Annotated in this window: 13 protein-coding genes; 7 read left to right on the top strand and 6 right to left on the bottom strand. The window is 47.1% G+C overall.

Annotated features, from left to right (window positions below):
- Positions 1–132: 132 nt before the first annotated feature.
- The 5 genes from OJ16_RS10835 to OJ16_RS10815 all read right to left on the bottom strand — a co-directional run bounded on the left by OJ16_RS10835 (position 133) and on the right by OJ16_RS10815 (position 4,787).
- Positions 133–1,002, bottom strand: a complete 870-nt coding sequence (locus tag OJ16_RS10835; protein WP_040990535.1) for a phosphoribulokinase — start codon at positions 1,000–1,002, stop codon at positions 133–135.
- Between the two features lie 141 nt (positions 1,003–1,143).
- Positions 1,144–1,356: a YheU family protein gene (locus OJ16_RS10830; RefSeq protein WP_040990533.1), complete on the bottom strand. Its 213-nt coding sequence runs from the start codon at positions 1,354–1,356 to the stop codon at positions 1,144–1,146.
- A 40-nt stretch (positions 1,357–1,396) separates the two neighbouring features.
- Positions 1,397–2,371: a hydrolase gene (locus OJ16_RS10825; protein ID WP_040990530.1), complete on the bottom strand. Its 975-nt coding sequence runs from the start codon at positions 2,369–2,371 to the stop codon at positions 1,397–1,399.
- A gap of 5 nt (positions 2,372–2,376) precedes the next feature.
- Positions 2,377–2,868 carry a TIGR02444 family protein gene (locus tag OJ16_RS10820; protein ID WP_040990528.1) on the bottom strand — a complete coding sequence of 164 codons (492 nt, stop codon included), beginning with the start codon at positions 2,866–2,868 and terminating at the stop codon, positions 2,377–2,379.
- Positions 2,868–4,787 (bottom strand): ABC transporter ATP-binding protein, encoded by a 1,920-nt coding sequence (locus OJ16_RS10815; RefSeq protein WP_040990526.1) that lies wholly within the window; start codon positions 4,785–4,787, stop codon positions 2,868–2,870. Before OJ16_RS10815 ends, OJ16_RS10820 begins: the two co-directional genes overlap by 1 nt.
- Positions 4,788–4,922: 135 nt before the next feature.
- Between OJ16_RS10815 and kefG the strand changes: the two genes are divergently transcribed.
- The 7 genes from kefG (at position 4,923) to motX (ending at position 11,694) form a co-directional block, all read left to right on the top strand.
- Positions 4,923–5,525 carry a glutathione-regulated potassium-efflux system ancillary protein KefG gene (gene kefG, locus OJ16_RS10810; protein WP_040990524.1) on the top strand — a complete coding sequence of 201 codons (603 nt, stop codon included), beginning with the start codon at positions 4,923–4,925 and terminating at the stop codon, positions 5,523–5,525.
- Positions 5,515–7,314 carry a glutathione-regulated potassium-efflux system protein KefB gene (kefB, locus tag OJ16_RS10805; protein ID WP_040990522.1) on the top strand — a complete coding sequence of 600 codons (1,800 nt, stop codon included), beginning with the start codon at positions 5,515–5,517 and terminating at the stop codon, positions 7,312–7,314. Before kefG ends, kefB begins: the two co-directional genes overlap by 11 nt.
- Before the next feature lie 78 nt (positions 7,315–7,392).
- Positions 7,393–7,587, top strand: a complete 195-nt coding sequence (locus OJ16_RS10800) for a YheV family putative zinc ribbon protein (protein ID WP_040990520.1) — start codon at positions 7,393–7,395, stop codon at positions 7,585–7,587.
- 81 nt (positions 7,588–7,668) lie between these two features.
- Positions 7,669–8,235 carry a peptidylprolyl isomerase gene (gene slyD, locus OJ16_RS10795; protein WP_040990518.1) on the top strand — a complete coding sequence of 189 codons (567 nt, stop codon included), beginning with the start codon at positions 7,669–7,671 and terminating at the stop codon, positions 8,233–8,235.
- A gap of 119 nt (positions 8,236–8,354) precedes the next feature.
- A complete protein-coding gene (locus tag OJ16_RS10790) occupies positions 8,355–9,335 on the top strand; it encodes an isoaspartyl peptidase/L-asparaginase family protein (RefSeq protein ID WP_040990515.1) in 981 nt (326 codons plus the stop codon).
- Positions 9,336–9,472: 137 nt separating this feature from the next.
- The gene (locus tag OJ16_RS10785) at positions 9,473–10,789 is read left to right on the top strand and encodes an adenylosuccinate synthase (RefSeq protein WP_040990513.1); all 1,317 of its coding nucleotides are present in this window, start codon (positions 9,473–9,475) and stop codon (positions 10,787–10,789) included.
- A gap of 269 nt (positions 10,790–11,058) precedes the next feature.
- Positions 11,059–11,694 (top strand): flagellar protein MotX, encoded by a 636-nt coding sequence (gene motX / locus OJ16_RS10780; protein ID WP_040990511.1) that lies wholly within the window; start codon positions 11,059–11,061, stop codon positions 11,692–11,694.
- Positions 11,695–11,785: 91 nt separating this feature from the next.
- Here the strand turns inward: motX and OJ16_RS10775 are convergent, their stop codons facing one another.
- Entirely contained in the window at positions 11,786–13,195 is a 1,410-nt protein-coding gene (locus OJ16_RS10775; protein WP_040990637.1) for an amidohydrolase, read from the bottom strand.
- Between the last annotated feature and the right edge of the window lie 55 nt (positions 13,196–13,250).

Genomic DNA, 13,250 nt, shown 5'->3' with positions numbered 1-13,250 from the left:
TGTTTCGGTTACAAATAGTATCCTGTTTCAGGATCGATTTCTTGATTTTAATCGGGTCCATCCACGGATTTGCTAAGCAAAAACGTGCACATGATCACGGTATGAAAAGTAATCGTGTTCTACACCTGAGTTTTAACCAATTTTCCCCGTTTCGATTAACTGCTGCAAGATTGGCCGAACGATTAATTCCATCGCAAAGCTCATTTTCCCTCCTGGCACGACAAGTGTGTTGTGGCGTGACATAAATGAACCATCAATCATGGCCAGTAAGTACGGATAGTCGACCTTTTTGAAGCCACGTAAACGGATAACAACAAAGCTTTCATCAAGGCTAGGAATGCCTTTGGCATCCAGCGGATTTGAAGTGTCGACGGTTGGAACGCGCTGAAAATTGATGTGGGTGCGGGAAAATTGCGGAGTAATGTAATTGAGGTAATCGTCCATTGAGCGAACAATGGAATCCATGACGGCTTCTTTTGAGTGGCCTCTGTCACGGGTGTCGCGAACAAATTTTTGGATCCATTCCAGATTGACGATGGGAACCATGCCAATCAAAAAATCGACATGTTGTGCGACATTCGTATTGCCATCGACGACACCGCCATGCAAGCCTTCATAAAATAAGACGTCGCTCTTTTCGGGCAAGTCTTGCCAGGGCGTAAATGTGCCGGGCATTTGGTTGTAAGGAACGGCCTCATCAAAGGTGTGTAGATAGCGGCGTACTTTGCCTGTTCCATCTTGGCCAAATTGGCGAAAGAACGCCTCAAGTCCAGGGAAGTCATTGGCTTGCGGGCCAAAATAGCTGATGTGTCGCCCTTGCTCACGAGCCTTGCGTATTTCGACATCCATTTCAGGGCGAGTAAAGCGGTGAAAGCTATCCCCTTCAACCCATGCCGGTTTGATTCCCGTCATGTTGAACATTTTTCGGAAGGCTTCAGACGTGGTGGTGGTACCTGCGCCAGAAGAACCAGTGACGGCAATGATTGGGTGCTTTGCGGACATGACAAACCTTGTCTAGTAATAACGTTCCTGTGATGAGTCTAACTCTACCGAGGTTTTGTTGGAAAAGCATTACACTTTTGACGCATGTTCATAACATAAGGTGACTTTTGCGAATCAGCCACGCTATTGTCACGTTTCGGTTTAGAACTTTTGTCGCAGTTGAATATCCACCGTTTCATGTAACTCAGAGAACACGATAACCGCTTCTCCAGTTTCAAGTTGATGTTTTACCTGGTCAATTTTGTCTTGTACTGAAATCTCAAATTCACCGTAATCGGTGCCTTCTCGTAGGACAAACTCGCGGAGTAGACTTTCTAATGTATCGGGCGCAATTTGCTGCCAAGGAACAATCATAAATACCTCGTTCTTCTATGATGCTGTACCAGAGGGCGAATTATGCCGTTTTTAATGCTTGATAGTAAGCAGGCAACATCTCTTCAAGCCAAAAACGTGGCTTCATAACACTGCCGGTCACAAACCCCACGTGGCCACCTTGCTCAAATAAACGGTAATGGATGTTCGCAGGTAACACAAAATGCGGGATCACCGCGTCGGTCATAAAAGGATCGTCTTTGGCGTGGATGATCTGCGTCGGTAATTTGATTTGTTGTAGACGATGAATGCCCGAACAGCGCTGATAGTAGTCTTCGGCATCTTGGAATCCATGCAGCGGTGCGGTGATTAAGTCATCAAAATCATGCAATTTAGTGACGCGTTTTATGGATTGATAAGAGAGCCCCAGTTCGCCTTTTAGCAGGTGATGTTTACGCAGCGCATTGCGTTTTAATGATCGTAACAAATAGGTTTTATAGACTTTAGAAAACCCTTGTTCGATGCGTTCAGAGCAGGCGGATAAATCGAGTGGCGCGGACACAATCGAGGCGGCATTGAGCAGTGGGTCATCCGCGTATTGCGCTAAGTAGTTGGCCAGCATATTGCCACCCAGTGAAATACCTACCGCCACTTTGACTCGATTGGGGAATTGCTGATCTAAATACTCTAGGAAAAAACGCGCATCTTCAATTTCGCCAGAATGATAGGCGCGAGGTAGACGATTGGGCTTACCGCTGCAACCGCGAAAATGCATCATTACCGATAACCAACCTTCTTTTGCAAAGGCGTTCATAAGGCCATTGGCGTAAGGGCTATAGAAGCAGCCTTCAAGACCATGGAACAAGACAAACAGAGGTTTTGCTTGGGCTGCATCGCTTTGGCTATCTTCACTCCAAGCGAGATCGAGAAAGTCGCCATCGAGTGTATCGAGCGTTTGCCAAATGGGCTCAAACAACGCCTTTTTACGAATAAAGCGTGGTGCGAGGGTTTGAAGGTGCGGGTTTGATATCCCGCTGGCAGCAGTAAAATGAGTCATAGGCGTCAGTCGCTTTCTTTTGCATCCAAATTGAGTTTAAAAGGGCGGATAAAGATGGAGTACAAATGCTCTCCACCCAACTGACAACAGTAGCGTCGCGTAAGCGGTTGATCATCGGCATGAGTTAAAGCGAGCTGGTTAACACAATCGACAAGGTCCGATTGTTGCTGTTTTTCTAGCTGGAGCTCAAATTGCAGCGCTTCGCGATAGAGTGTATCGGTTAGCGGTTGTTTGAGCTTACGTCTTAGCTCTCGATAGCTTTGCAAGAGTGCCTCTGAGCGACCAAGGCATTCTTCGACCTTGTGCCAATCCTGCTCTGCGATAGTGACTTGTTGTTCATCAAGCCACTTGAGTAACAGTAGCAGGTTTACATTCCCTTTGAACTGATTCTGTAAATTTAAGCACGCTTGCTTCACTTCATGAACGCCGTAGTACTGCAAACTGAATTGCCATAAACGCTCTAAGGTGAGTGAAACACTAACGTGCTCTTTAGTCATCAGTTACTGAACTCCTGTTCCATTCCTTCAAGCTCTTCTTGCAGAGCCATCCATTCCATTTCTGTTTCTTCTAAATCCGACTTACCACGTGCTTGCTGGGCGAGTACTTGAGTAAGTTTAGCTTTGTTTTCGGCATCATACAGAGAGTTATCACTTAAATGCTCTTCTGCTTGTGCAATCACCTGGCCAAGCTTATCCATGGTTTCTTCTAACTTGGTCAGCTTTTTGCGCAGTGGCGCGGTGAGAGTACGAAACTCTGCTTCACGTCGTTTCTGCTCTTTCTTCGCGGCGGCGCTGTTTTGGTTGTCTTTAACCGGTTGCTCGGCTTGTGCTTCGCGGCGCTCGACTTTTTGTTGTTCGGTAAGCCACTTGTAGTAATCGGTCAGGTCGCCATCGAAGGGAGCGACTTGACGATCATGCACCAAGTAAAGATCATCGGTGGTAGCGCGCAGTAAATAGCGGTCGTGCGAGACAATCACCATGGCACCTTCAAAGGTTTGCAGGGCAAAGGTCAGCGCTTGGCGCATATCGAGATCTAAGTGGTTGGTGGGTTCATCGAGCAGTAATAGGTTCGGTTTTTGCCATACCAGCAAGGCCAGAACCAGACGTGCTTTTTCACCACCAGAGAATGGTGCGACTTTTTCTAGCGCTTTGTCGCCTTGGAAGCCAAAGCTGCCCAAGTAGTCACGCAATTGCTGCTCAGTATGTTTAGGCGCAATTTGCATCATGTGCTGCAAAGGTGTCTCTTCTGGGTGCAGTGTTTCCAGTTGATGCTGTGCGAAGTAACCCATTTTCACGCCTTGTGAGTAGGTCAGTTCGCCACCTTGTGGATTCAGTTCGCCAGAGAGCAATTTGATTAGGGTTGATTTACCTGCGCCGTTGCGACCGAGCAAACCAATGCGACTACCCGGAACGAGGTTAAGACGAATCTTCTCTAGGATCAGATTGTCGTCATAGCCTGCCGAGACTTCATCCATCATCATGATGGGATTTGGTAATGCATCGGGTTCGCGAAATTCAAAGTTAAACGGGTTATCAAATTGCGCCGGTAGTACTTGTTCCATTTTCTCCAAAGCCTTAATACGGCTTTGCGCTTGGCGTGCTTTCGACGCTTTGTAGCGGAAACGGTCAATATAACTCTGCATGTGCGCCATTTGCTTTTGCTGCTTCTGGAACATCGCTTGCTGCAAAATCAATTTCTGTGCGCGTTGTGATTCAAACGAAGAGTAGTTACCGGTGTATTCATTCAACTGTTGGTTTTCAACGTGAATGATGCGGTTAACAATAGGATCGAGGAAATCGCGGTCATGCGAGATCAACGCCAGTGTGCCAGGATAGTTCTGCAACCAACGTTCTAGCCACATCACTGCATCAAGATCTAAGTGGTTGGTTGGTTCATCGAGAAGCAATAAGTCAGAACGGCAAAGTAGGGCTTGAGCCAGGTTCAAGCGCATGCGCCAACCACCAGAAAACTGGGTTAAGTTCCAACTCATTTGTTCTTGGCGAAAGCCTAAACCGTCAAGCAGTTCCGAAGCGCGAGCGCGAATGCTGTAGCCGCCGATGGTTTCAATTTTACCATGCAGTTCGGCAACCAAAGTGCCGTTGTCAGCAAGATCGGCATCCACCAACTGCTGTTCTAGCGAGCGGTACTCGCGATCGCCATCAATGACGTATTCTAGCGCGGTTCGGTCAAGGGCCGGGGTTTCTTGGGCAACCCATGCTAATTCCCAATGAGCGGGTTTGCTGAAGTTACCTGCATCGGTGGAGAGCTCATCTTTGATCAGAGCGAACAAGGTGGATTTACCACAGCCATTTTTACCTACCAAGCCGATCTTGTCGCCGGGATGGATGGTTGCCGAAGCGTTCTCAAGCAGGGGTTTACCACCGCGTAAGAGTTGAATATCAGAGAAGGTAATCATAATGCTTTGCTTTATCTTTAATCGTTTCGCCACGCATAGTAGGAGGATTGACCATAAAAGTCGATCATTGCGTTCTCAGCGTCAACCGCGTATAACAAACTGATAACGAAAACGATAAGGGAAGCTGTTCACGGAATGAATTTATCAGCCACTTCTCAACCCAACGTATTGATTATTTACGCTCATCCGGAGTCTTCTACTTCTATTGCTAATCAAGTGATGCTGCAGCAAATCGGCTTACTTGATCACGTCACTGTGCACGATCTTTATGCGCGCTATCCTGATTTTTTTATCGATGTAAATGCTGAGCATGATTTGCTTTTAGCGCACGATGTCATTGTTTTTCAACACCCTATGTATCTCTATTCATGTCCTGCACTTATGAAAGAGTGGCTTGATCGGGTACTAGGTAAAGGTTTTGCCTATGGTGACGAAAGTGCGCTACGAGGCAAGTACTGGCGCAGTGTCATTACCGCCGGTGGCAAAGAAGAAGCCTTTGGTGAGCATGGATACAATAAATACCCCTTAGAGCAAATCTTACAACCCTTTGAGCTCACCGCGGCATTGTGCCAAATGGAATGGCTAGAGCCCTTAGTGCTCTATTGGGCACGCAATGTCTCAGAATTGGAACGGGAACAACACGCCGAACGTTATCGACAATGGTTGCGCGATCCGATGGCATTAAAATGTTCGGATACCGGCCCCATCAATGAACAAGGAGAAGATCATGGCGCTTGAGAGTGACTTTTTACAAAGCAGCGCCATCTTCCTCACGGCGGCAGTGTTAGCGGTACCGCTTGCGCAGCGCCTGGGGTTAGGCTCCGTACTTGGGTATCTGATTGCGGGGGTAGCCATTGGTCCATGGGGGCTTGGGCTCATTCGAGATGTTGATGCCATCTTACATTTCGCTGAATTTGGTGTGGTATTGCTGCTGTTTTTGATTGGTCTTGAACTGAATCCTAAAAAGTTATGGCAGATGCGCGGGCCGATACTTGGGCTGGGTGGCGCGCAGGTGTTGCTGACCACTGCACTGATCACCGCCATTATCATTGCGTTTGGTTTTGCTTGGCAAATCGCCTTAGTCGTGGGCATGGGGTTGGCCTTGTCTTCGACGGCGATCGCCTTGCGGGTTATTGAGGAGCAAGGCTTGGCTGGCACTGAAACGGGGCAGTCGGGTTTTGCGGTTCTGCTCTTTCAAGATATCGCGGTAATACCGATGTTAGCGCTGCTTCCTGTTCTTGCTGGGAACACGAGTGGTAATTGGCAAGATGCCCTTTGGATGCTTGGCGGCGTAACTGCCTTATTGATTGGCGGACACTTTTTATTGCGTCCGTTATTTCGCTACGTCGTGATGAGTGGGGTGCGTGAACTGTTTACCGTCGCGGCATTGTTACTCGTGATTGGTATCGCGTTGATCATGAAACAGCTCGGTCTATCGATGGCTCTGGGGGCTTTTCTGGCGGGCGTATTATTGGCCGAAAGTGAGTATCGCCACGAGCTGGAAATTGCCATTGAACCCTTTAAAGGTTTATTGCTCGGATTGTTCTTCATCGCCGTGGGTATGGCGGTCAACTTAGGCTTGCTTGCGTTACATCCCTTCAAAATTCTTGCCTGCGTCATTGCGCTGGTGGTCTTAAAAGCTTATCTCTTGTATTTCCTTGCTCGCGTCTACGGCAGTCGTGCCAAATCCCGTAGCCGAATTGCGGCGATTCTGAGTCAAGGGGGCGAGTTTGCCTTCGTCATTTTTACTGCGGCATTAGCACAAGGCATATTAAATGCCGATCAAACGGCCTTTTTACTCGTCGTGGTCAGTCTGTCTATGGTCACCACACCGCTGTTATTGATGGGGCAGAAAAAGTGGTACGCCAAGAAACTGAATCATTTAGAGGACGAAGAACGGTTAGATACCGATGTGATGAATAAGCAGTCTCGAGTGATCATTGCCGGCTTTGGTCGTTTTGGTCAGATTGTAGGGCGCTTGCTTTACGCCAATAAAATTAAACTGACCATCTTGGAAAGCGATGCCAGCCAGATTCGGCTATTACGCAAATATGGTTATAAGGTTTTTTATGGGGATGCCACGCAATTGGATCTATTGCGCGCAGCAGGGGCTGATCAAGCCGAAGCCATCATTCTGTGTACTGACTCCCCGGATGAAATCATGCAAATTGTCGATCTCTGCCGACAGCACTTCCCGCATTTAAAAATACTCGCGCGAGCACGTAGTCGAGTGGAAGCGTATCAGTTGTTAAGTCATGGCGTAGATAAGTATTCGAGAGAAACCTTCTTGGGCGCATTGGATCTTGGTAAGCAGGCTTTGATTGAGCTTGGCATGCATCCTTATCAGGCGCAGCGTTCTGAAGCGCATTTCCGTAAGCTGGATAATGCAATGCTGAAAGAATTGCTTCCGCAGCACCATGAAGACAAACAATTGGCTTTGAGATCGAAAGAGGCGCGTAAAGAGTTGGAAGAGATTTTTGGTCGAGAGATGGAAAATGATCGCCAAGGAAAGCGTTTCTGGGATTAACCTGACTCAACCGTTTTCTGTGTTTCAGTGATGTTGTGAATAGGAATAGTCTGGTCGGAATAGTTTGGTAGGAATGGAATGAAAAAACGATTTATCGCAGGCGCCAACTGCCCTAAGTGTCAGCAACAAGATACATTGCGTTGGTGGATAGAGAATAATATTGAGCTGGTGGAATGTGTTGATTGTGGCCATCAAGACCAGAGAAAACCGGAAGCGGTAGAAAAAACTCAGCACGAGAGTGAACAAATGATCGGCATTTTTAAACCGGATTGATTGAGTTTCTCGAATTCATCCCCATAATAGCAGGGTTATTGTTATATTCCCCACTGGGGAGCTAATCGCCTCGGAGCAATTATGAAAATCGAAAAAAACGTAGTCGTAAGCCTTGCGTACCAACTTAAAGTAGAAGACGCAGTTGTTGACCAATCAACAGTTGACGCTCCACTTGATTACCTACACGGTAATGACAACCTAATCTCTGGCCTAGAAACAGCGCTAGAAGGTAAAGTTGCAGGCGATAAATTTGAAGTAACTATCGCACCTGAAGATGCATACGGCGAGCACAACGATGAACTTGTTCAACGTGTTCCTGCAGACGTTTTCCAAGGTGTAGAAGAAATTGAAGTTGGTATGCGTTTCCTAGCGGATACTGACCAAGGTCCAATCCCTGTAGAAATCACTGAAGTTGACGGCGACGAAGTTGTTGTTGATGGCAACCACATGCTTGCTGGTCAAACGCTAACTTTCGTTGTTGAAGTTGTAGCGATTCGTGAAGCAACTGAAGAAGAAATTGCACACGGCCATGTACACCAAGCTGGCGGTTGTGGTCATGACCACGACCACGAAGGCGGCTGCTGTGGTGGCGAAGAAAAAGGCGACGACCACGAATGTTGTGGCGGCGGCGGTTGTGGTTCACACTAATCGCACGCAATGACCGTTAAACGGTCATTTTGAGTCGAATACGAAGCGTTGCTTGGAAACAAGCAGCGCTTTTTTATTGAAATGCATTTGCGTTATTAAGTACGTATAGGGACGACCACATGACGTTTCCATTTTCTATTGCCGTTCATGGCGGGCCATTGACCTCGGCGGCTGAGCCGTTGAGTGCCGAACGAGACGCCGATCTCCGAGCTACATTGGCGCGCTCAGTGACGGTAGGGCATCAAATTCTTGCCAGCGGTGGTGATGCGCTGGATGCAGTGGTGGCATCCGTTAAGGTGTTGGAAGACTCTGAGTATTTTAATGCGGGGCGAGGTTCGGTTCTTAACGCCAAAGAAATGGTTGAGATGGACGCCTCCGTCATGGAGGGTAAGTTGAAGCAAGTTGGCTCGGTCGCAGGGATACGCCATATCAAAAATCCGATTGAGCTCGCGCGCGAAGTGATGCTTTTTTCTGGACATTCTCTGCTCGCGGGAGATGGCGCAGAAGCCTTCGCTTTTGAGCGTGGGTATGAGTTTTCAGAGCAGGACTATTTTTTTACTGACCATCGTTACGATCAGCTAATGCGACTGAAATTTGCCGCGAAAGGTTCGCCGACCGATTTGGATTTACTCGCCTTATCAGAGTGTGACCTCGCAGAGGAGGGGAAGGCCGATGACCCAGTTTACGGTTCCGTCGGGGCAGTGGCTCTTGATCAGCATGGCAACTTAGCCGCGGCCACCAGTTCGGGTGGGGTGGCAAATCAACGCTTCGGCCGCATCGGTGACTCGGTGATGATGGGGGCGGGGATGTTGGCTGAAAATGATCTCGTCGCGATTTCATCGGCAGGTCCATCAGAATTGCTCATTCGACATAGGGTGGCAAGTGAGATTGCTGCGCGCACGCGTTATTTCAACGAAGGCGCCAAAACAGCCAGTGATTTTGTGGTTTCTCGAGTGTTAAAGGGGCCGGAAAGTGATGGCGGTGTGATTGCCATCGATCATCTAGGCGAAATACACAGCACGTTGAGTGGGGCTGGTTTATATCGTGCAAGTGTTGATATTCAAGGCAAGCTCAGTATTAAACTCTTCGCAAATGAGTGATAGAGCCGTGATGTTGCCGGATCTATTGGCAGCTCAATAGTTTAATTCTGTGTGAAACTTCTATGACTAAAAAATGACTGCAAGACAGAGGATTCAGTGCTAGAATCCTTTTTTAACTAGCAATCAGACTTGGAAAGATGGGAAATAACGTAGTCGTTCTAGGCACCCAATGGGGTGACGAAGGTAAAGGTAAAATCGTAGACCTTTTAACTGAAGATGCAAAATACGTGGTTCGCTATCAAGGCGGTCACAATGCAGGTCACACACTTGTAATCGACGGTGAAAAAACCGTTCTTCACTTAATTCCTTCAGGTATCCTTCGCGATAATGTTAAATGCATTATCGGCAACGGTGTAGTTCTATCACCTGACGCATTAATTAAAGAAATGAAGCCTCTTGAAGAGCGCGGCATTGAAGTTCGTAACAGTCTTTTCATTTCTGAAGCATGTCCTCTAATTCTTCCTTACCATGTTGCTTTAGACCAAGCGCGTGAAATCGCTCGTGGTAAAAAAGCAATTGGTACGACTGGTCGTGGTATCGGTCCTGCTTATGAAGATAAAGTTGCTCGTCGCGGTCTACGCGTTGGCGACCTATTCGACATGGAAGCTTTTGCAGAGAAACTAAAAGAAGTAATGGAATACCATAACTTCGCACTAGTGAACTACTACAAAGCGGACGCAGTAAGCTACGAAGAAGTACTTGAGCAAGCGAAAGGCTATGCTGATCTACTAACATCAATGGTTATCGACGTAACTGACGAACTAGATGCAGCGCGTAAGCGTGGCGACAAGATCATGTTCGAAGGCGCACAAGGTACACTACTTGATATCGACCACGGTACTTACCCATACGTAACGTCTTCTAACACGACTGCTGGTGGTGTTGCTGCAGGTTCTGGTTTTGGTCCTCGTCACCTAGGTTACATCCTAGGTATCGCGAAAGCATACTGTACTCGTGTTGGTTCAGGTCCATTCCCGACTGAGCTATACGATGGTCTAGATAAGCAAGATCCAGTTGGTAAGCACCTAGGTACTGTTGGCCATGAATTTGGTGCAACGACGGGTCGTCTACGCCGTACTGGTTGGTTTGATGCTGTTGCGATGCGTCGCGCGATTCAAATCAACTCAATCACTGGTTTCTGTCTAACTAAACTAGACGTACTAGATGGCCTAGAAGAGCTGAAAATCTGTACTGGTTACAAGATGGACGACGGCTCTGTACTAGAAGTTTCGCCAATGGCTGCTGAATCATTTGATAAAGCGACGCCAATTTACGAAACTATGCCTGGTTGGTCTGAAAACACCTTTGGTGCTAAATCTATCGACGCGCTTCCACAAGCTGCTCTAGATTACATCAAGCGTATTGAAGAGCTAACTGGCGTACCAGTAGACATCATCTCAACTGGTCCAGATCGTAACGAAACTATCATCAAAGTTCACCCGTTTGAAGCTTAATTGATAGCGTTATAGATTGAAGAGAAGCCGACACATCGTGTCGGCTTTTTTTATGTCTTAACGAAATGATGTTGAATACTCGTTAGGATTATTGTGTTTGCTGCTGTGATCACATTTGGATTTTTGGTGGCAAATTATTGCCAACTTACGGCAACTTTTGACTAAAGAATTTTGTGATTTTGCCGATATTGATATCAAGCCCGCCAATAGAGTCCATCGTGTCGATGGTGGGTTAACGATGTATGACAGATTCAGCAAAGAGTGCAAGTATGAAGCTACGAACAGTAGCAGCTTCGTTAATACTGGTGCTAAGCTCATCATTCAGTTTTGCAAGTGCAGCTGACATTGGCGAGCCAGTGCCAATTTATACCGAAGCTGAACTTATTAAACTGATCGATCAGAACAAACATTTAGAGCAAGTCAAAGCAGACAATTGCCAGTTGGTGGAAGATATTGTGGCGCGTGCTACTCGCATCAGCTTACCTTCGTATGAGTTTTTATATGGGGACATGCTCGCGTGGGGTGTTTGTGTTGAGCAAGATGTTGAGCTCGGCCTCTATTATATGGAAAATGCGGCCCATCAAGGCTTGCCCTCTGCTTTGGAGCAATTAGGTCGTTACTATTCACGTGGCACGTTGGTGCAACAAGATAAAGAACGCGCCATTCCTTATTTGCGTGAAGCCGCCGCGATGGGGAACTTAAACGCTCGTATCCACTTGGCAGAATTGCTGCTGCGTGATTATGGTAGCCCGCTTGATTACGAAGATGCTTATCGCTGGCTTTATAATTCCGTGACGGCAGATCAGCGTCAATATAAGCGAATTTCTCGTTTGCGTACGGGACTAGAACGCCGTATGCCAGAGAATATTATTGCTCGCGCTAAGCGTCGTGATACCTTCTGGTAATCAGTCGTGAAAGCGATACTCTTAAAGCCCTTTCAATAGGCACATACAAAAATGCCCAGCCTAAGCTGGGCATTGTCTTTTTTAGTCAACCTTATTGAACCACTTCACCTGATTCGATAACGGTTTTACGCACGATGTCTGTAAACTCAAGTGCTTCTTTACGAATTTGGTCTTCATCAACCGTTAAGATTTGGCGATCTTTCATCAGCAACTTACCGTGCACAATAGAGTGACGCACGTTTGCTGAGTTTGCTGAGTAAACCAAAGCTGAGTAAGGGTTGTAAACCGGTACCATGTTTGGTGCTTTGGTATCGATTACGATGATATCAGCGAGCTTACCCACTTCTAAAGAACCAATCTTGTCTTCCATATGCAGTGCCTTCGCCGCACCCATCGTCGCCATGTCGATCACTTTTAGTGGTGGCATCGCCGCGCGATCTTGGTTCACTAGCTTGTGAACTTTCGCCACTTGGTTGAACTCATCAATCGTGCTTAGTGTGTTGCCTGACATTGGGCCGTCGGTACCAAGACCGATACGAACATCTTCGTCGTACATTTTCAGGGCAGGCGAGACACCTTTCGCTGATTTGATGTTAGCACTCATATTGTGTGCTACGCCCATGTCAGATTTTTTCACGAGTTCGATATCGTTGTCATCAACGAGGATCATGTGTGCGCCGACTAAGTTTTTGTTCAGCGCGCCAATGCTTTCCATGTAAGCCACTGGTGATAAGCCGTTAGAACGTTCTGCAATCACTTCTTGCTCACGATCTGATTCTGCTAGGTGCGTCATCACTGGAACGCCTTTTTCTAGAGAAAGCTTTGCCACTTTCTGTAGGGTTTCAGTGGTGTTGGTGTATGGGCCGTGTGGAGCAAAAGCAGGGGTAATACGTGGGTGATCTTTATATTGTTCAATAAAGTTCAGCGTGTATTCGATACCAGCATCGGCATTTTTTGCTGACGCAACTGGGAACTTGATGATGGTTTCGCCTAGGATTGCGCGCATACCGATCTTATCGACAGTCTTTGCGACTTCATCTTCAAAGTAGTACATGTCTGCGTAAGTCGTTACGCCACCTTTTAGCATCTCAACGTTGCCAAGGTTCGCACCGATACGAACCATGTCACGTGACACCAATTTCGCTTCCAGTGGGAAAATATAACGGTGCAGACGATCTGGCACGTCATCCGCTAGTGAGCGGAATACGGTCATTGAAACGTGAGTATGGGTATTGATAAGACCTGGCATCACGATGTCACCATCGACATCAAGAACGTTATCAGCCTTATATTTTTTCTCTAAAGACTCGTCGCCAACCGCGATGATTTTATTGTCTTTCACAACCACAGTACCGTTTTCATAAACGGTTTTATCTTGGTTCATAGTCAGAACCATTGCGTCAGTGATGATTAAATCAGCGTGTTCTGCCGCATGAGAAAAAGCAGAGAATAGACCTAAGCTTGCAATCGCGGTTGCTAATAGAGTGCGTTTCATAGAGATAACCAAACCTAAAAAGGGGGAGATAGGAAATTGCCGCAGAATATCGCAACAAGCC

It is taken from the genome of Vibrio renipiscarius (assembly GCF_000827885.1).
Taxonomy (GTDB): domain Bacteria; phylum Pseudomonadota; class Gammaproteobacteria; order Enterobacterales; family Vibrionaceae; genus Vibrio; species Vibrio renipiscarius.
The sequence above is the reverse complement of the archived record's forward strand: the minus strand, read 5'-3'. Positions and strand labels throughout refer to the sequence as shown.

Bases quoted from the DNA above. Each gene is read 5' to 3' on its own strand.
- OJ16_RS10835 (WP_040990535.1), bottom strand. From the start codon at position 1,002: ATGTCCGCAAAGCACCCAATCATTGCCGTCACTGGTTCTTCTGGCGCA.
- OJ16_RS10830 (WP_040990533.1), bottom strand. From the start codon at position 1,356: ATGATTGTTCCTTGGCAGCAAATTGCGCCCGATACATTAGAAAGTCTA.
- OJ16_RS10825 (WP_040990530.1), bottom strand. From the start codon at position 2,371: ATGACTCATTTTACTGCTGCCAGCGGGATATCAAACCCGCACCTTCAA.
- OJ16_RS10820 (WP_040990528.1), bottom strand. From the start codon at position 2,868: ATGACTAAAGAGCACGTTAGTGTTTCACTCACCTTAGAGCGTTTATGG.
- OJ16_RS10815 (WP_040990526.1), bottom strand. From the start codon at position 4,787: ATGATTACCTTCTCTGATATTCAACTCTTACGCGGTGGTAAACCCCTG.
- kefG (WP_040990524.1), top strand. From the start codon at position 4,923: ATGAATTTATCAGCCACTTCTCAACCCAACGTATTGATTATTTACGCT.
- kefB (WP_040990522.1), top strand. From the start codon at position 5,515: ATGGCGCTTGAGAGTGACTTTTTACAAAGCAGCGCCATCTTCCTCACG.
- OJ16_RS10800 (WP_040990520.1), top strand. From the start codon at position 7,393: ATGAAAAAACGATTTATCGCAGGCGCCAACTGCCCTAAGTGTCAGCAA.
- slyD (WP_040990518.1), top strand. From the start codon at position 7,669: ATGAAAATCGAAAAAAACGTAGTCGTAAGCCTTGCGTACCAACTTAAA.
- OJ16_RS10790 (WP_040990515.1), top strand. From the start codon at position 8,355: ATGACGTTTCCATTTTCTATTGCCGTTCATGGCGGGCCATTGACCTCG.
- OJ16_RS10785 (WP_040990513.1), top strand. From the start codon at position 9,473: ATGGGAAATAACGTAGTCGTTCTAGGCACCCAATGGGGTGACGAAGGT.
- motX (WP_040990511.1), top strand. From the start codon at position 11,059: ATGAAGCTACGAACAGTAGCAGCTTCGTTAATACTGGTGCTAAGCTCA.